This window comes from Caballeronia sp. INML2, assembly GCF_023631365.1.
Taxonomy (GTDB): domain Bacteria; phylum Pseudomonadota; class Gammaproteobacteria; order Burkholderiales; family Burkholderiaceae; genus Caballeronia; species Caballeronia turbans.
The window spans coordinates 17,502-35,322 of sequence record NZ_JALQDH010000081.1 but is presented as its reverse complement, the minus strand read 5'-3'; the positions used below and the strand labels follow the sequence as shown (position 1 = coordinate 35,322).

The window sequence follows — 17,821 nt, the reverse complement described above, 5'->3', positions numbered from 1 at the left end:
AGAATGCTCGACACAGTCGGCAAACATCGGAACAGGAGACACCAGCCATGACGCTTTCGAGCGCGCCCGAAACCGCGGTAGTCCAGCACGCATTGCGTGGCAGCGTCCTCGTCGTGACGATCGATCATGCGCCCGTCAACGCGCTCAATGCCGCCGTGCGGCGCGGTCTGATCGACGCCATCGACGCCGCCGATGCGAACGCCGCCGTGCGCGCGGTGCTGATCGTGGGCGCGGGCCGCAACTTCATCGCCGGCGCGGATATCCGCGAGTTCGGCAAGCCCGCCGTGCCGCCCTCGCTGCCCGAGGTGTGCAATCGCATCGAGGCGTGCGGCAAGCCGGTCATCGCGGCGATTCATGGCGCGGCGCTCGGCGGCGGGCTGGAGGTTGCGCTGGCGTCGCATTACCGGATCGCCGTCGAGGGTGCGAAGCTCGGTCTGCCGGAAGTGCAACTGGGCCTCCTGCCCGGCGCCGGTGGCACGCAGCGCTCGGCGCATCTGACCGGCGCGCAGGCCGCGTTGTCGCTGATGCTCAGCGGCCGTCATGTCGGCGCGCAGGATGCGCTGCGTCTCGGCCTCGTCGATCGCGTCGGCCAGAGCGACGACGTATTCGCCGAAGGCCTCGCTTACGCGCACGAACTGATCGCGACGCACGCCGCGCCGCGCCGCACGAAGAACGCGCGCGGTCTGGCGGACAAGGAAGCCAGCGCCGCCGCGATCGCCGCCGCGCGCGCCGACACGCAGAAGACAGCGCGCGGATTGGCGTCGCCGCTGAAGATCGTCGACTGCGTGGAGGCGGCGTTGAATCTGCCGTTCGACGAAGGTCTGCGATTCGAGCGCGAGCGATTCCTGGAATGTCGCGAGAGTCCGCAGCGCGCCGGTCTCGTGCACGCGTTCTTCGCCGAGCGCGAGGCGCAGAAATCGCCGGAAACGCGCGGTGCGCAACCGCGCGCGCTGCGCTCGGTCGGCGTGCTCGGCGGCGGAACGATGGGCGCGGGCATCGCCGTCGCGCTGCTGGATGCGGGCCTCGCGGTGACGATGATCGAGCGCGACGACGCCTCGCTCGAACGCGGCCGCGCGCATGTCGAAAAGGTCTACGACGGATCGGTCGCAAAAGGCCGCATGACGCCCGAAGCGAAAGCGCGCGCGCTGCAGCGCTTCAATGGCGACACGGTCTACGACGCGCTCGCCGGTGCCGATCTCGTCATCGAAGCCGTATTCGAGGACATGACCGTGAAGAAGGCCGTATTCGCGCAACTCGATCGCGTGTGCAAGCCCGGCGCGGTGCTCGCGACGAACACTTCGTACCTCGACATCGACGAGATCGCGGCGAGCATCACGCGCCCGCAAGACGTGCTCGGGCTGCACTTCTTCTCGCCCGCGAACATCATGAAGCTGCTCGAAGTGGTCGTGCCCGCGCGCGTCACCGCAGATGTCGTCGCGACCGGCTTCGAGCTTGCGAAGAAACTCAGGAAGGTCGCGGTGCGCGCGGGCGTGTGCGACGGCTTCATCGGCAATCGCATGCTCGCGGTGTATCGCGCTGCGGCGGATCATCTGATGGAAGACGGCGCCTCGCCGTATCAGGTCGATCAGGCCGTGCGCGACTTCGGCTTTCCGATGGGACCGTATCAGGTCATCGATCTAGCAGGCGGCGATATCGGCTGGGCCGCGAGAAAGCGCCGCGCCGCGACGCGCGATCCGAATGCGCGTTATGTGCGCATCGGCGACGCGCTGTGCGAGCGCGGCTGGCTCGGCCAGAAGACGGGACGCGGCTTCTATCGTCATGAAGACGGCGCGCGCATCGGCAAGCCGGATGCCGAAGTCGAAGCGATCATCGACGCGGAGCGGGTGCGTGCGGGCGTCACGCCGCGTGCGTTCAGCGACGAGCAGATCGTGCGCCGCTACATGGCCGCGATGATCAACGAAGGCGCGAATATCGTGCATGAAGGGATTGCGCAGCGCCCGCTCGATATCGATGCTACGTTGATGCACGGCTTCGGTTTTCCGCGCTATCGCGGCGGCCCGATGCATTACGCCGACAGCATCGGCCTTGACACCGTGCTCGCCGATATCCGCGAGTTCGCCAAGGAAGATCCGTTGTTCTGGCGCGCGTCGCCGCTGATCGTCGATCTCGTTGCGCGCGGCAAGAATTTCGCCAGCCTCAATCAGGCGGCCTGAGCCGCGGGCTTCGTCAATCTCTTCATGGAATCGCAGTCATGGACCTGAAATTCACCGCAGAAGAAGAGGCGTTTCGCGCCGACGTGCTGAAGTTTCTGCGCACGTCACTGCCGGACGAAATCGCGCAGAAAGTGCACACGGGAAGGCGCCTCACACGCGACGACATGGCGCAGTGGCACGGCATCCTCAACGCGCAGGGCTGGCTCGCGAATCACTGGCCGAAAGAGTACGGCGGACCCGGCTGGACCGCGGTGCAGAAGTTCATCTTCGAGAACGAATGCGCGATAGCGGGCGCGCCGCGTGTCGTGCCCTTCGGCGTGAACATGCTCGGACCGGTGCTCATCAAGTACGGCAGCGAAGCGCAAAAGCGTCACTGGCTGCCGCGCATTCTCGATGGCTCAGACTGGTGGTGTCAGGGCTATTCGGAACCGGGCGCGGGCTCCGATCTCGCATCGGTGCGCACGACGGCCGCGCGCGCGATGGAGAACGGCGAAGAGTATTACCGCGTGAATGGCCAGAAGACCTGGACCACGCTCGCGCACTACGCGAACATGATCTTCTGCCTCGTGCGCACGTCGCAGGACGCGCGCAAGCAGGAGGGCATCAGCTTCCTGTTGATCGACATGAACACGCCGGGCGTCGAAGTGCGTCCGATCATCACACTGGATGGCGAGCACGAAGTCAACGAAGTCTTCTTCACCGATGTGCGCGTGCCCGTTACGAATCTCGTCGGCGAGGAGAACAAGGGCTGGACGTATGCGAAGTACCTGCTGACGTATGAGCGCACGAACATCGCGGGTGTGGGCTTCTCGGTCGCGGCGCTGGGCCGCCTCAAAGAGGCGGCGAGCAGACTGCAAAGTAATGGCCGCGCCCTCATCGACGATCCGTTGTTCGCCGCGCGGCTCGCGCGTGTCGAGATCGATCTGGAGAACATGAAGACGACGAATCTGCGCGTGCTCGCGGCGGTGGCGGGCGGCGGCGCGCCAGGCGCGGAAAGCTCGATGCTCAAGATTCGCGGCACCGAGATTCGTCAGGAAATCTCGTCGCTGATGCGTCGCGCGATGGGTCCGTATGCGCAGCAATTCATTGAGGAAGATAGCGACGATGAAGCGTCCACCGCGGCCGCGCAGTACTTCAACAATCGCAAGCTGTCGATCTTCGGCGGCTCCAACGAAATACAGAAGAACATCATCGCGAAGATGATGCTCGGGCTTTAAAGGATTCGCACGATGAATTTCCAGCACACGGAAGACCGGCGGATGCTCGCGGATTCGCTGAACCGCTTCATTGCCGAGCAATATGCGTTCGATGCGCGAGACGGGATCGCGCGCTCGGCGCAAGGGTACAGCCGCGACATGTGGCTGCGGTTTTGCGAGCTCGGCATCATCGGCGCGTTCTTCGATGAAGCGGCGGGCGGATTCGGCGGCGATGGCTTCGATGTCAGCGTCGTGTTCGAGGCGCTCGGACGCGGGCTCGTCGTCGAACCGTTTCTCGATGCGCTCATCGTCGGACGCGCGCTCGCGCGTGCCGGCAACGACACGCAGCGCGGGATCATCGCCAAGATGATCGACGGCTCCACGCTTGCAGCATTCGCGCACGACGAACCCGGCTCGCACTACGAGCGCGCACGCGTCGGCACGCGCGCGACGCGCCGCGGCGACGGCTGGGTGTTGAACGGCGCGAAAGGCGTCGTGCAACAGGGCGAACACGCCGACGTGTTGCTCGTGTCGGCGCGCACGTCGGGCGGCGATCATGACGAAGCGGGCATTTCGCTCTTCGTCGTGCCGCGGGATGCCGGGGGCGTCGATGTGCGCGGTTATCGCAAGATCGATGGCGGACGGGCGGCGGAGGTGTCGCTCGATGACGTCGCACTCGAAGCGGACGCGCTCGTGGGTATTGAAGGCGATGGTTACGCCGTGCTCACGCATGCGATCGGCTATGGTCTCGTCGCGCTCGCGTCGGAAGCGGTCGGCGCGATGGATGTCGCAAAGGAGCACACGCTCGAATACTTGCGCACGCGTAAGCAGTTCGGCGTGCCCATCGGCGCGTTTCAGGCGCTGCAGCATCGCATGGCCGATGTCCTCGTCGACATCGAACAGGCGCGTTCAGCGGCGATCAATGCGGCCGCGACGGTCGGTGAGTCGGGCGTCGCGCGTGAACGCGCCTTGTCGGCGGCGAAGTATTCCATCGGGCGCATTGGCGCGCGCGTCGCGGAAGAGTCCATTCAGATGCACGGCGGCATCGGCATGACGTGGGAATTGCCGCTCGCTCACTACGCAAAGCGGCTCGTGATGATCGACCATCAGTTGGGCGATGAAGACCATCATCTTGCGCGATACATCGAACTGGGGCGCGCTCCGGTGGCTTGACCTGGCGAGCGACATCGCCCTCGTCCACACCCTGCCTGGACAAATAGGAGAGAATATTGCCCTGGCTCGCTGACTGAGGACCGTACAGAGCACTGACAAACGCGCGAAGCAGTATTCCGGGGACACCCAGAAAAGTGGCATCCGAAAATATCTACAATCCGAGTCTCAATGCACAGCCGCCGACGCGCGCGCGAACATCGACGCCGAACGTCATCGTGCTGTGCGGCACCCTCATCGCGCTCGTCATGATGGGGCTTTGCGCGCTGGTCCTCTATCAGGGCAGAGTCGATGCGCTCGATCGCGCGCGCGACACGTCGCGCAATCTGGCGCTGCTCGCCGAGCGCGATATCGAACGCAATTTCGAGCTGTACGAGTTGTCGTTGCAGGCGGTCGTCGAGGGCGTGCAGCGCGACGATGTGATCAGACTCCCGCCGCACCTGCGCAACGACGTGCTCTTCGACCGGGCCGCCACCGCCCGCGATCTCGGCTCGATTCTCGTCCTCGACGAGCACGGCAATATCGTCATCGATTCGGGCAGCGTGGCGCCCCGACCGGGCAACTTTGCGGACCGCCGTTACTTCACGGTTCAGCGCGACAACCCGCACACCGGTCTTTATCTCAGCAGCCCCTATGCGTCGCGATTGCGTGGCGGCGCGCCCAGCATCGCACTCAGCCGCAGGCTGTCGCATCCGGATGGCTCGTTCGCAGGCGTCGCGATGCTCGCCATCAACCTGGAATACTTTCGCAATCTTTTCGCGGGGCTTTCGCTCGGGCCGCACGGCGCCGTCTCGCTGATCAACCACGACGGCGTGATGATCATGCGTCAACCCTTCGATTCCAGCGTGATCGGCCGCGACATCAGCAAGGCCGACACCTTCAGGCACTTCCGCGCGGCCGCGGAAGGCAGCTTCGCCGAGACATCGTCGATCGACGGCAGGCGCCGGCTCTACTATTTCCGCAACTTTCCCGACCTGCCGCTCATCATCATGGTGGCCGAAGGGGAAGAGGACATCTACGCGGCGTGGCGGCGGCGCGCGGCCATCATCGGTTCGTCGATGGGCGTGCTCGCGGTCGGCTTCATCACCTTGTCGTTCGTGCTCGCCGCACAATTCAGGCGGCGCATGCGCGCGGAATCTGAACTGCAATTGCTCGCGCGCACCGACGGACTGACCGGGCTGCACAATCGCCGCACGCTGGGCGAAATCCTCGATCAGGAATGGCGCAGGGCGCGTCGCACGCGCGGTCTCTTCTCTCTGCTGTTCGTCGATATCGATCGCTTCAAGGCCTTCAACGACGCCTACGGTCATCAGGCCGGCGACGATGCGCTCGCTGCCGTCGCACGCTGCATCGGCGACAACATCCGGCGGCCGGGCGACACGGCGGCGCGCTATGGCGGCGAGGAATTCGTTGTCGTGTTGCCCGACACCTCAGCCGATGGCGCCGCGAAAATCGCGGAGCAGATTCGCGCGGCCATCAGCGATCTGTCGATCGAGCACGCCGGCAGCGAGTTCGGTCGCGTCACGGCCAGCATCGGCCTCGCGAGCTGGCGGCCCGAGCGCGATGACGACGTGAGCGCGCTCATCCGCGCCGCCGACGAGGCGCTTTACGATGCGAAGGCATCCGGACGCAATCGGGTGAGGCTGGCGAGTCCCGCCTGAAGCTGCGCGTTATTTTTCATTGGAAGGCTGGACGAAAGTTCGTCGCAGGCAGGAAACGTTTTTCTCGCGTGCACCCTCTGCCAGGTTTCGCGTAAGCTCTCACCCGCCGTGCCGCGCGATCAACAAGAACTTGCTCCGATGACCCACGCCCCCGATTCCAAAGCGCACCGTCTCGCCGCCGTGGCGCGCTATCGCGCGCTATTTAACGCAATCGACGATGGCTTTTGCATCATCGAATTCTTCGACGGCCCGCACGGGCCGCTCAGCGATTACGTTCATGTCGAAGCGAATCCGGGATACGAGCGGCATACGGGCATCCCGGACGTCGCGGGCAAGACCTTGCGCGAGATCGATCCGATTGAGGCGGACCGCTGGATCGAACTGTATGGCAACGTGCTGCGCACCGGCGTCCCGGCGCGTTTCGAGCGCTACTTCCTGACAGCGGGACGGCGCATCGAAGTGTCGGCGGCGCGGGTCGAACCGGCAAGCCTGCGGCAGGTGTCGGTCCTGTTTCGCGATATCTCCGCGCGCAAGCAAGCCGAGGAGGAGCGCGACCGCGCGGACGCGTCGCTGCGCTCGCTCAACGAGACGCTCGAGCAGCGGGTTGCGGAGCGCACGGCGGAACTGATGCGCGCGGAAGAGCAACTGCGGCAAGCGCAGAAGATGGAAGCGGTCGGTCAGCTCACCGGCGGCCTCGCGCACGACTTCAACAATCTGCTGGCGGGCCTGTCGGGCTCGCTGCAGTTGTTGAGCATACGGCTGAGCCAGGGACGCGTCGCCGAGGTCGATAAATACGTCGTCGCGGCACAAGGGGCGGTGCGGCGCGCGGCGGCATTGACGCATCGGCTGCTCGCCTTTTCGCGCCGGCAAACGCTCGATCCGCGGCCCACGGATGTCAACGCGCTCGTGAACGGCATGACCGATCTGATACAGCGCACGGCCGGGCCGGGCATCAAGGTCGAGGCGGTCGGCGCAGCGGGCCTCTGGCCCGCGCTGGTCGATGCGGGCCAGCTCGAAAACGCGCTGCTGAACCTGTGCATCAATGCACGAGACGCGATGCCCGACGGCGGGCGCATCACGATCGAAACCGCCAACAAATGGATCGACCGGCGCGCGGCCGAGACCCACGACATGCCCGAAGGCCAGTTCCTGTCGCTGTGCGTGACCGATACCGGCACCGGCATGACGCCCGAAGTGGTCGCGAAGGCGTTCGATCCGTTCTTCACCACCAAGCCGATCGGCATGGGCACGGGCCTCGGTCTCTCGATGATCTACGGCTTCGCGAAACAGTCGGGCGGTCAGGTGCGGATCTATTCGGAAGCCGGGCAGGGCACGACGGTGTGCATCTATCTGCCGCGCTTCTACGGCGGTGTCGACACCGACGCGGCCGACCATGCCGCGTCGCCCGTCTCGGGCGCGGAGGCCGGCGAGACGGTGCTGATCGTCGACGATGAACCGAGCGTGCGCATGCTGATCGTCGATGTCCTCGAAGAGGCCGGCTACTCGGTGATCGAAGCCGCCGACAGCGTCGCCGGCCTGAAGCTGTTGCAGTCGAACGTGCGGATCGACCTGCTGATCAGCGATGTCGGCCTTCCCGGCGGCATGAACGGCCGCCAGATGGCCGATGCCGCGCGGCAGGCGCGCCCGGATCTCAAGGTGCTTTTCATCACCGGCTACGCGGAGAACTCGGTGATCGGCAACGGGCGCCTCGAGCCCGGCATGCAGGTGCTGACCAAGCCGTTCGCGATCGAAACGCTCGCCGCTCGCGTCCGCCAGCTCGTGGACGAATAACGCGCGCTCACTGCGCCTCGCCGCCCGCCATCGTCTCGATGATGCTTTCGAGCTGCGCGCTCATCGGCATGTCGAGGCTCGTGCCCGACGGCAGACGTTGCAGGAACCAGCGCTTGTACTGCCGCTCGATTTCGCCATCGGCCGCGAGCGCCTGAAACGTGTCCTTCACCACTTGCGCGAGTTGCGGATCGTTCTTGCGATACATGATGCCGTATGGGTCGTACGACAGATAATCGCCGACGACCTGATACGCGCCGCCCTTCGCCGCGTTCTCCGCGATGAGGCCGTAAAGCAGCACGTCGTCGGTGGCGAATGCGTCGGCCTGCCCGTTCGCCACGCGCGCGAAGCCTTCCGCGTGATCCGGCACGACCTGCAACTGAATGCCGAGCCCGAACTTCCTGTCGATGTCGCGCAGCGCCTTTTCATTGGTGGTGCCCGCCGTGACCGCGACCTTCCTTCCCGCCAGATCGCGAAACGAGCGGATCGGCGAGCCTCGCCTGACCATGACCTTGGTGCCGGCCACGAAGAAGATCGGCGAGAAGGCCACGCGTTTTTGCCGTTCGACGTTGCTCGTGGTCGAGCCGCATTCGAGATCCACGCGGCCATCGACGACGGCATCGATACGATTTTCCGGCGTCACGGGCACCCACTGGATCTTCAGGTTCTTGTGGACCGTATTGCCGACCGCCGCGACGAGCGCCTTGCACAGTTCGATGGAATAGCCGATCGGCTCCTTGCGCGCATTGAGATAGGAAAACGGCACCGAAGACTCGCGATAGCCGAGCGCGATCGTGCCCGTGTCGCGCGCCTTGGCTAGCGTGCCCGTCAGCGTGGCGGGCGCGAAGGCGTCGTTGTCCGGCGGCGGCGTCTGCACGTCTTCGGCGGCGCGCACGCCGAAGGCCACGGCGATCAGACTGGCCAGAGCCAGCGCCGCCCAGAAGCGCTGCGTTGTCATGGCTCGCCTCCTTCAGACTTGCGCGGGATGCGCCAGCGAGGCTTCCTGTTCGGCCTCGATGCGCGCCGCATTCGCTGCCGCTTCCGGTTCGGAGAGCAACTCGCCTTCCCACTTGGCGACCACCGCGCTCGCGATGGAATTGCCGACCGCGTTGGTGGCGGAGCGGCCCATGTCGAGGAAAGTGTCCACGCCGAGGATCAGCAACAGGCCCGCCTCGGGAATGTTGAAGTGATTGAGCGTGGCCGCGATGACGACGAGCGACGCGCGCGGCACGCCCGCCATGCCCTTCGACGTCAGCATCAGGATCAGCAGCATCGTGATCTGCGTGCTGAACGGCAGATGGATGTTGTACGCCTGCGCGATGAAGAGCGTTGCGAAGGTGCAGTACATCATCGAGCCGTCGAGGTTGAACGAGTAGCCCATCGGCATCACGAAGCTGGAGATCTTGCGCTTCACGCCGAAGCGGTCGAGCGCGTCGAGGATCTTCGGATACGCGGCTTCGGAACTGGCGGTCGCGAACGAAAGCATGAATGCTTCCTTGATGAGCGACAGCAGCCTGAAGACGCGCCGCCGGAGAAACGCGAAGCCCGCGAGCACGAGCAGGCCCCACAGAAGAAACAGGCTGAGATAGAAATCGGCCATGAAAACGGCGAATTTCAAAAGAATCGTCAGCCCGTTCACGGCAACGGTGGCGGCCATCGCCGCGAACACGGCGAGCGGCGCGATCTTCATCACATAGCCGGTGATCTTGAGCATCACGTGCGAGAGCTGATCGATCGCGGCGAGCAGGATTTTGCCTTTGTCGCCGAGCGCGGCGAGCGCGACGCCGAAGAACATCGAGAACACGACGATCTGCAGGATCTCGTTGTTGGCCATCGATTCGGCGAAGGAGCGCGGCACCATGTGGCCGACGAAGTCTTTCAGCGTGAATTTCGATGTGGCGAGATTCGCCGATGCGCCGATGTCGGGCAGCGGCAATCCCAGGTTGTCGCCGGGCTTGAGCAGATTCGACATCACCAAGCCGAGCAGCAGTGAAATGAGGGAGGCGGTGACGAACCAGCCTAGCGCCTTGGCGAACACGCGGCCGACCGAGGCCGCGTCGCCCATGTGCGCAATGCCGACGACCAGTGTGGAAAACACGAGCGGCCCGATCAGCATCTTGATGAGCCGCAGAAAGACGTCGGACACGAGCGAGATGTAACCGGCTATCTCCGTGGCGGTCTTCTTGTCGGGAAAGCTCGTGAAGATCATGTAGCCGACCCCGATGCCGATGACCATCGCGACCAGGATCCAGATGGCTGCGGAGCTTTTCTTGTTCATGTCCAGGCCTCCTTTGACTGCATATCGAGCGATTGCATTTCAAATTTCGGATGGAGCAGGCGATACAAGACGGGCGGGCTGCCCCGTGCGTGGGGCCGGGCAGCGTCGATCCGCGAATGATCAGATGTTAGCGTTGCTTCCCGATCTTTGCACGGCGCGGTGCGCTTCCATGTCGTCCGGGCCTGGATCACTATGGCCGCAAGTGCCTATCATAAGCCTTCCGGCGTGATCGGGGACGTCACGTCGCGTTGCGTGCCTGATGCACCGATATGCGATCAACGCGGGCCAATGCGCCGTGATCGAATGATAAGGATGCCGGAATATAGCGAAAGCCGTCGCCAGGCGAGCGGGACCCCGTTGCAGGTGCGCCTGCCGCTCGTGCACCGGCACGCCGCGACAGGCTGACAGCGTCGCGGGACTCAGCCCGGCGTGCGTTCCGAACTCGCTTCACGACGCGCGTTGAACGAAGGCGCGCTGGCGTCGTCCGGCAGCGTCGAGCCCTGCACCGCCGACATGAGGCTCTCGACCGACGGGCCCATCGCGTCCGTGAAGGTCTTCGGATGAACGCCGATCGCGAGCACGAGCACGGCCATCGCGCCGAACAGCGCGAGCTCGCGCTTGCCGAGATCGCGCAGGCCGGCCACGCGCTCGTTCTTCACCGCGCCGAAGATCACGCGCTTGACCATCCACAGCGTGTAGGCCGCGCTCAGAATCAGCGACGAAGCGGCTGCCGCGCCGATCCAGAAATTCAGGCGGATCGCGCCCATCAGCACCAGAAACTCGCCGACGAAACCCGAGGTCCCCGGCAGGCCGACGTTGGCCATCGAGAACAGCATCGCGCAGACGGCGAAGCGGGGCATCGTGTTGGCGACGCCGCCGTAGGCATCGATCGAACCGTTCTTCGTGCGCTCGACCAGCACGCCGGTGCACAACAGCATCGCGCCGGACACGATGCCGTACGACAGCATCTGCACGACCGCGCCTTCGGTGCCCATGCGGTCGAACGTGAAGAGGCCGAGCGTCACGAGACCCATGTGCGCGACCGCCGAGTATGCGAGCAGCTTGCGCATGTCCGTCTGCACGAGCGCGACGAGACTGCCGTAGATGACGGCGACGAGCGACAGCGCGATCATCGCCGGGGCGAAGAAGTGGGATGCGTCGGGCACGATCGGCAACACGTAGCGCAACATGCCGTAGCCGCCGATCTTGAGCATGCCGAGCAGAATTGCCGCGCCTGTCGGGCCTTCCGAATTCACATCGGGGAGCCACGTGTGAACCGGCCACATCGGCACCTTCACCGAGAAAGCCGCGAGGAAGCAGACGAAGACGACGATCTGCGGCGCGAAGCCGAGCTTCAGATGGCGCCATGCGTCGATGTCGAAGGTATGCGCCTGCGTCCAGAGATAGATCAGCGCGGCCAGCATCGCGAGCGAGCCGAGCAGCGAGAAAAAGAAGAAGCGAATGGCCGCGTACACGCGCCGCTCGCCGCCCCATGTGCCGATCAGCAGATACAGCGGAATCAGCGACGCCTCGAAAAACACGAAGAACAGCATGCCGTCGAGCGATGCGAACACGCCCTGCATGCAGCCCGAGAGCACGAGAAACGCGCCGTAGTACTGCGCGACCTGCTTCGTGACCGACTGCCACGACGCGATGAAGATGATGAGCGTCGTTACCGCCGTCAGCACGGTGAACCACAGCGAAATGCCGTCGACACCCAGATGGTACGAGATGCCGAACTGCGGCAGCCACTCGATGCGCTCGACGAACTGCATCGCGCTGGAAGAGGCGTCGAAGCGCGACAGCAGCGGCACGACCGGCAGCAGGCCGAGAACCGCGCCGCACAGGGCGACGGCGCGCGAAAGCGTGGCCGACGCGCTGAACGTCAGCACGAAGATGCCCGACACCACTGGAATCCAGATGAGAAAGCTGAGAACGGACGGCAGATGCATAAGCTTGGTTCTAATCAGGCGCAAAGCACGGTTAGCACGCAATGGCGTGCTCGCGGGAAAGGCGCGGTGACAGTGGAATGTAAGACAGGACGAGATGCGCGGAAGGTTGAATCCGCAAGCGCAACCCGAATACGCTAGACGTATTCCTAAGGGTTAACGAGGATAACCCAAAAGAAAAGATTTTGGGGACGTTGCGGCGTATCAAATTCATTGCGCCGGACGGCATTGACATTTTTTACCGCTTATCGGTCCGACGCGCGCCGCATCGAATCAAACATTCGTTCGCTCCGGGGTTGCCCTGATTTGCCCGCGGCCCGCTGGCCCTTAGCCTAGACCGCAAGGAGACAAGCATGAAGAAAACATTCAAGGCCGTCGTATTCGCACTCGTCGCGTACCTCGTCGCCGATCGCGCCATGCTTCACGCGCAGGGACACGACATCGGCGCGGCCTCGTGTGCCCAGAGCGCCGCGCAAGTCGAATTCGACGCCCTGAGCAAGGGTTTCAGTCATGCCGCCGCGAGCAGCCAGCGCGACGCATTCAGGTCGCAATGCCTCGTGTCGGGCCGCTCGCAGCCTGGCGAGGCCGTGGCGATGCGGTGAAACGGCAGCCCGTTCACGCGGGCTTGCGCGGACAGTCGCCGCCTCAGTTCAGCTTCACCGTGGGCCGCACGCGTTCGCGCAGCCATTGGCTCGCGGCATACATCACGGCTCGCTTGACACCCGTGAGACCCATGATGTGCCGGCGATACAGATGCCGGTAGCACGACGCCGCGAACCATCCGTCGATGAAAAGCGGCTGCCGCAGCAACTCGCTCATCAGCGCGCCGGCCGCGCCCGCGCGTCCGAAGGAAATGAGCGTGCCTTGATCGCGATAGGAGAAAAGCGGCACGGCGCGATCGTCGAGGCGGCGCGCGAGCGCATCGGCGAGATAGACGGCCTGCTGCCAGGCGGCCTGCGCGCGCGGCGGCACGAGCGCGTCGCCTTTCGATGCGGCGCACGCGGCGCAGTCGCCCATCGCGTAGATGCCCGAGCCGGGTTCGACCTGCAGCGTTGCATCGACGATGACCTGCCCGAGCCTGTTCAACGGCAGTCCTTCGAGCGTGCGCAGCACGGGCGGCCCTTCCACGCCCGCGGCCCAGATCGTGATGTCGCTGGCGAGCGTTTCGCCGTCCACGGTTGAAACGGCATTCGCATCGACCGCGCGCACACGGCAGCCCAGCCGAACCTCGACGCCGAGCCCGGCGAGCACGTCCTGGGCGCGCGCCGAAATGCGCTCGGGCAGCGCGGGCAGCACGCGCGGCGCGCCTTCCAGCAGGCGAATGCGGATGTCACGCGCCGGATCGAGCGAGGCGAGGTGATAGTCGCGCAACATTTCGGCCGAGCCACGCAGCGCGGCGGCCAGTTCGACGCCGGTCGCGCCGCCGCCGATCACCGTCACCGAAACAGGTGTCGCGCTCGCGCCGGGCGTCGCTTGCCGCGCGTGACTCGAGCGCAGCAGGCTCGACAGCAGACGCCGCCTGAACGTCTCTGCCTGCTCCACCGTCTCAAGCGTCAATGCGTGCTGTTCGGCGCCCGGAATCGAGAAGAAGTTCGTCACGCTGCCGAGCGCGAGCACGAGCGTATCGAATGCGAGCGTTCGCTTCGGCAGGAGCGGACGTCCGTCGATATCGGTCGTCTCGTCGATGACGATCTCGCGGCGGCCGCGATCGATGCTCGCGAGCGCGCCCTGCTCGAAGCGGAAGTGATTCCACTTCGCATGCGCGGCGTAATCGATCTGATGGCTCGACGCGTCGATCTGGCCTGAGGCGACTTCGTGCAGAAGCGGCTTCCAGAAGTGTGTCGGGAAACGGTCGATGAGGATCACTTCGGCGCGGCGCCGCTTGCCGACGCCATTGCCCAGACGCGTCGCGAGCTCCAGCCCGGCGGCCCCGCCGCCCACGACGACGATGCGATGGGGCGAATCGACCTGCTGTTGCGCATACGGATTCAACATCGTGGACCTCCCGGGAGTGCTGTTGGATGCTTGACGACCTCGTTGGAAAAAATATAAGGTCGCGAAAACATTTGCGCCATTGAGTATTTATCGCCGACTCATAAGTTTTCACTAATGTTAAAGACGACGACTTTCCGCCAGTTGCGCACGCTGCAGACCGTTGCGCGCGTGGGCAGCATCTCGGGCGCCGCCGACGAACTGCATCTCACGCAGCCGGCGGTGTCGCTGCAGATTTCGCTGCTGGGCGAGGCGGCCGGCACCCCGCTCTTGCGCAGGGTAGGGCGCGAGGTGCAGTTGACGGCCGCGGGCGAGGTGATGGCGCGTTATGCGAACGAGATTCTGAGCCTGTGGAATGAAGCCGGCGAAGAAGTGGCGGCGCTGCGCGGCGAGCTGGGGGGCACGCTGCGCATCGGCGCGATCACGACGGCGGAGTATCTCGTGCCGCCGCTGCTCGTGCGCTTCACGAAAGACCGGCCCGGCGTGAAGCTGCAGTTCCGCATCGGCAATCGCGATGACATCGTGCGCATGCTCGCGACGAATGAAATCGATCTCGCGATCATGGGACGTCAGCCGCGCGAATTGCGCACGAACGCGGCGGCATTCGCGAAGCATCCGATGGCGTTCGTCGCCGCGCCGTCGCATCCGCTCATGCACGCCAGGCGCCTGAGCCTGACCGATGTCGAATCGGCGAATCTGCTCGTCCGGGAGCGCGGCTCGGGCACGCGTGTCGCGATCGAAGGGCTTTTCAAGGAAGCGGGATTGAAGCTGCATGCCGCATCGGAGCTATCGAGCAACGAGGCGATCAAGCAGCTCGTCGAAGCGGGACTCGGCGTCGCGTTTCTTTCGCTGCACGCGTGCGCGCTCGAGATGCAGGCGGGCTTGCTCGCGACGCTGCCCGTGCCATCTACGCCGATCGAGCGGGCGTGGCATGTGGTGCATATGTCGGAGCGGCGCCTGCCTCAGGTCGCCAATGCATTCAGGGAGTTTCTGATGCAGTCGGGGGCGGCTGTAGCGGGCCTGACTGCGCCGCCGGAGATGCACAAGGCACGTTCGGGACGCAAGGAACAGAAGAAAACGGAAGTCGTCGCCGATGCGACTGGTGCCCAGGGCGGGACTCGAACCCGCACGCCTCGCGGCGCTACCCCCTCAAGATAGTGCGTCTACCAATTCCGCCACCTGGGCAAAGGGGACCGAATTGTAGCGGGAAAATCCGCAGATGCGAAGTGCCTTCGTGCGTCACATGGGCACCCGACGATCAAGACGACGCTACTACAATAGCCAGCGGAGCAAGTGCCACGTCCGATTCGCCTGAATAATCATTTCGCTTCGCCCACATCGGGAGCGTCCATGTTCGGCAACACCTTGCGTTTCGAAGTCGGACCGGACTGGCAAGTCCACGTCGCCACCGAGAGCTGGCTCGTCGCGACACTGCTGGTGGCCGCCCTGCTACTGGCGATCCTGCTGGCGAGCGTGATCTGCTACTACGTGACGCGCTCGATCATGCTCCTGATCGTCGGCCGGCTCGCACGCAAGGAAGGGCGCAAGTGGCTGATCGCGGCGGAGCGTCATCGCGTGTTTCACCGGCTCGCGCCGCTCGTGCCCGCGGCAATCATCTATGCGTCGGCGCCGTTGCTCTCCGGCCTCTCGTTCCCGGTCATTCCTGCGCTCGGCCACCCGCTGGCCATCCTTGCAGCCTGCTACATGGTCTATACGCTCGTGCGCGCGGCGCTCGCGTTGCGCGACAGCATCGACGAGCGATACAGCCACTTTCCTTCCGCGAGCGAACGGCCGATCAAGAGCTTTCTGCAAATCGCGACCATCGTCGTATATCTGGTCGCGCTGATCGCGGTGGTGTCGTTGCTGCTGGAGCGTTCGCCGGTTTATCTGCTCACCGGTCTCTCGGCCGTCACGGCGCTGCTCATTATCATCTTTCGCGACTCGCTCCTCGGCTTCGTCGCCAGCATTCAGCTCGCGGCCTACGACATGCTGCGCGTGGGCGACTGGATCGAAGTGCCGGGATTCGTCGCCGATGGCATCGTGATCGACATCGCGCTGAACACGATCAAGGTGCGCAACTTCGACAACACGGTCGTCATGCTGCCGAGCCAGCTTCTCCTAACCAACAGCGTGAAGAACTGGCGCGGCATGATCGCGTCCGGCGGGCGGCGCCTGCGGCACGCGATTCACTTCGATGTGGATACCATCCGCTTCCCCGACGATGCCTTGCTCGCGCGGCTGCGCGAATCATTCGAACGACCGCTCGCGATGCCCGAAGGCGAGCGCCGCACGAACCTCGGCTTGTACAGGCTCTATCTCAGCGGATATTTCCGTGAGCATCCGGCCGTGCGCCGTGACATGCCGCTCGTGATTCGCCAGGTGCAGTCGACGGCGCCCATCGTCGCGCTAGAGATTTGCGTGTTTATCGACGAGATACGTTGGGAGCGATACGAAAGCCTGCTGTCGGACATGCTCGATCACGCTTATGGCGTCGTGCCGCTCTTCGGCCTGCGCTGCTGGCAGCGCGAGCGCGCGTCGGCAGCGGCGTCATGACGATGCTCAAAGCGTGCTCGCATGATCGACGCGGTCCTTGGGCACCGCTTTCAACAAAGCCAGCACGCGCCGCGCGTCGTCGAGTTCCTTCTTCATCTCGTCGATGAGCCACCGCGCCACCGCGCGCGTGCTCTCCGACGGATTCGACGAGCGAAATTCGAGCACGTAATTGGAGCCCGTTTCGATATAGCGATCCCACGCGGCAATGACCTTGCCCTCGTTGAGCGGCGCCGCGACCGCGAGCAGCCAGCCGAGCACGACGCCCTGGCCGAGCATCGCGCATTGCACGGCAAGTCCCGGGTCGGTGTGATGCACCGCTTCGCCGATGCCTTTCTCCGAGAGTCCCGTCGCCCGATGAAAATCAGCCCATGAGAGCGTGGTCACGTCGAGATGAATGTAGGCGTGACCGTCGATGCTCTTCGGTGCATCGAGCGGACCGAACTGCGCCAGATAGTTCGAACTACAGACGGGCACGATGATCTCCGGACACAGCAGAAGCGGGTCCTTGTCCGAACCCGGACCATGCAGCCGGATGCCGAGGTCCGCATCTTCGAGCGGTCCATACAACCGTCCCGCCATCACCTGCAAGCGCAGATTGACGGAAGGAAACGCACGGCGAAACTCGGCGTATCGCGGCAGGAGCCATAACGCGGCGAAACCGCTTGCAAGCGACAGCGTGACTATCTCGCCTTGCGCGTGGTCGCGCTTGAGTTCCTCGATGGTGTCGCCGATCTGCCCGAAGCCGGAAGCCACGGCGTGCTGCAATGTTGCACCGCGATCGGTCAGGGTTAGCCCTAGCTTCGTGCGCTCGAAGAGCCTGAAGCCGAGCGCGTCTTCAAGCCGCGCCACCATGCGGCTCACCGCGACGGGCGTTACGTTGAGTTCGCCGGCTGCCTTGGTGAAGCTCAGCAGCCGCGCGGATGTTTCGAAAACGACCAGTGCCTGAAGCGAGGGAAGTCGCAGACTCATACAACACCATGTTATGGGGCATGCATCGATTTGTAATTTGACGGCGCATATTGACCTCCTTACCTTGAGTCCGACGCTCACTTCATCTGGC

The 17,821-nt window shown here is 64.5% G+C and carries 12 protein-coding genes, 1 tRNA gene and 1 pseudogene; 8 read left to right on the top strand and 6 right to left on the bottom strand.

Going from position 1 to position 17,821, the window contains the following annotated elements:
- The first annotated feature begins 47 nt into the window (after positions 1-47).
- From NCT32_RS28175 to NCT32_RS28155, 5 genes are all read left to right on the top strand, one after another.
- The gene (locus tag NCT32_RS28175) at positions 48-2,174 is read left to right on the top strand and encodes a 3-hydroxyacyl-CoA dehydrogenase NAD-binding domain-containing protein (RefSeq protein WP_250490747.1); all 2,127 of its coding nucleotides are present in this window, start codon (positions 48-50) and stop codon (positions 2,172-2,174) included.
- Between the two features lie 38 nt (positions 2,175-2,212).
- On the top strand, positions 2,213-3,391 hold the full coding sequence (locus NCT32_RS28170; RefSeq protein WP_250490746.1) for an acyl-CoA dehydrogenase family protein: 1,179 nt from the start codon (positions 2,213-2,215) through the stop codon (positions 3,389-3,391).
- 12 nt (positions 3,392-3,403) lie between these two features.
- Positions 3,404-4,543: an acyl-CoA dehydrogenase family protein gene (locus tag NCT32_RS28165; RefSeq protein WP_250490745.1), complete on the top strand. Its 1,140-nt coding sequence runs from the start codon at positions 3,404-3,406 to the stop codon at positions 4,541-4,543.
- 134 nt (positions 4,544-4,677) lie between these two features.
- Positions 4,678-6,201: a sensor domain-containing diguanylate cyclase gene (locus NCT32_RS28160; RefSeq protein ID WP_250490744.1), complete on the top strand. Its 1,524-nt coding sequence runs from the start codon at positions 4,678-4,680 to the stop codon at positions 6,199-6,201.
- Between the two features lie 138 nt (positions 6,202-6,339).
- Complete coding sequence (locus NCT32_RS28155; protein ID WP_250490743.1) at positions 6,340-7,992, top strand: response regulator; 1,653 nt, start codon at positions 6,340-6,342, stop codon at positions 7,990-7,992.
- Positions 7,993-7,999: 7 nt separating this feature from the next.
- Here the strand turns inward: NCT32_RS28155 and NCT32_RS28150 are convergent, their stop codons facing one another.
- The 3 genes from NCT32_RS28150 to NCT32_RS28140 form a co-directional block, all read right to left on the bottom strand.
- Positions 8,000-8,947, bottom strand: a complete 948-nt coding sequence (locus NCT32_RS28150) for an amino acid ABC transporter substrate-binding protein (RefSeq protein WP_061121207.1) — start codon at positions 8,945-8,947, stop codon at positions 8,000-8,002.
- A gap of 12 nt (positions 8,948-8,959) precedes the next feature.
- Positions 8,960-10,267, bottom strand: coding sequence for a dicarboxylate/amino acid:cation symporter (locus NCT32_RS28145; protein WP_061121208.1), 1,308 nt, complete (start codon positions 10,265-10,267; stop codon positions 8,960-8,962).
- Between the two features lie 419 nt (positions 10,268-10,686).
- On the bottom strand, positions 10,687-12,219 hold the full coding sequence (locus NCT32_RS28140) for a NuoM family protein (protein WP_250490742.1): 1,533 nt from the start codon (positions 12,217-12,219) through the stop codon (positions 10,687-10,689).
- Between the two features lie 350 nt (positions 12,220-12,569).
- Between NCT32_RS28140 and NCT32_RS28135 the strand changes: the two genes are divergently transcribed.
- Complete coding sequence (locus NCT32_RS28135; RefSeq protein WP_061121210.1) at positions 12,570-12,818, top strand: hypothetical protein; 249 nt, start codon at positions 12,570-12,572, stop codon at positions 12,816-12,818.
- A gap of 43 nt (positions 12,819-12,861) precedes the next feature.
- Here NCT32_RS28135 and NCT32_RS28130 read toward each other — a convergent pair whose 3' ends face one another.
- Entirely contained in the window at positions 12,862-14,211 is a 1,350-nt protein-coding gene (locus NCT32_RS28130) for an NAD(P)/FAD-dependent oxidoreductase (RefSeq protein WP_250490741.1), read from the bottom strand.
- Between the two features lie 114 nt (positions 14,212-14,325).
- Here NCT32_RS28130 and NCT32_RS28125 point away from each other — a divergent pair.
- Positions 14,326-15,261 (top strand): annotated as a pseudogene (locus NCT32_RS28125) (LysR family transcriptional regulator); the annotation flags it as partial.
- Between the two features lie 47 nt (positions 15,262-15,308).
- On the opposite strand, the gene NCT32_RS28120 reads toward NCT32_RS28125, so the two are convergent.
- Positions 15,309-15,393 (bottom strand) — tRNA-Leu (locus NCT32_RS28120).
- A 165-nt stretch (positions 15,394-15,558) separates the two neighbouring features.
- Between NCT32_RS28120 and NCT32_RS28115 the strand changes: the two genes are divergently transcribed.
- On the top strand, positions 15,559-16,761 hold the full coding sequence (locus tag NCT32_RS28115) for a mechanosensitive ion channel family protein (protein WP_061121212.1): 1,203 nt from the start codon (positions 15,559-15,561) through the stop codon (positions 16,759-16,761).
- Positions 16,762-16,767: 6 nt separating this feature from the next.
- On the opposite strand, the gene NCT32_RS28110 is transcribed toward NCT32_RS28115, so the two are convergent.
- Positions 16,768-17,730: a LysR family transcriptional regulator gene (locus tag NCT32_RS28110; protein ID WP_250490740.1), complete on the bottom strand. Its 963-nt coding sequence runs from the start codon at positions 17,728-17,730 to the stop codon at positions 16,768-16,770.
- Positions 17,731-17,821 lie beyond the last annotated feature (91 nt).

Coding starts and splice junctions, on each gene's coding strand:
- NCT32_RS28115 (WP_061121212.1), top strand. CDS start 15,559: ATGTTCGGCAACACCTTGCGTTTCGAAGTCGGACCGGACTGGCAAGTC.
- NCT32_RS28130 (WP_250490741.1), bottom strand. CDS start 14,211: ATGTTGAATCCGTATGCGCAACAGCAGGTCGATTCGCCCCATCGCATC.
- NCT32_RS28110 (WP_250490740.1), bottom strand. CDS start 17,730: ATGAGTCTGCGACTTCCCTCGCTTCAGGCACTGGTCGTTTTCGAAACA.
- NCT32_RS28165 (WP_250490745.1), top strand. CDS start 3,404: ATGAATTTCCAGCACACGGAAGACCGGCGGATGCTCGCGGATTCGCTG.
- NCT32_RS28140 (WP_250490742.1), bottom strand. CDS start 12,219: ATGCATCTGCCGTCCGTTCTCAGCTTTCTCATCTGGATTCCAGTGGTG.
- NCT32_RS28145 (WP_061121208.1), bottom strand. CDS start 10,267: ATGAACAAGAAAAGCTCCGCAGCCATCTGGATCCTGGTCGCGATGGTC.
- NCT32_RS28175 (WP_250490747.1), top strand. CDS start 48: ATGACGCTTTCGAGCGCGCCCGAAACCGCGGTAGTCCAGCACGCATTG.
- NCT32_RS28155 (WP_250490743.1), top strand. CDS start 6,340: ATGACCCACGCCCCCGATTCCAAAGCGCACCGTCTCGCCGCCGTGGCG.
- NCT32_RS28150 (WP_061121207.1), bottom strand. CDS start 8,947: ATGACAACGCAGCGCTTCTGGGCGGCGCTGGCTCTGGCCAGTCTGATC.
- NCT32_RS28135 (WP_061121210.1), top strand. CDS start 12,570: ATGAAGAAAACATTCAAGGCCGTCGTATTCGCACTCGTCGCGTACCTC.
- NCT32_RS28170 (WP_250490746.1), top strand. CDS start 2,213: ATGGACCTGAAATTCACCGCAGAAGAAGAGGCGTTTCGCGCCGACGTG.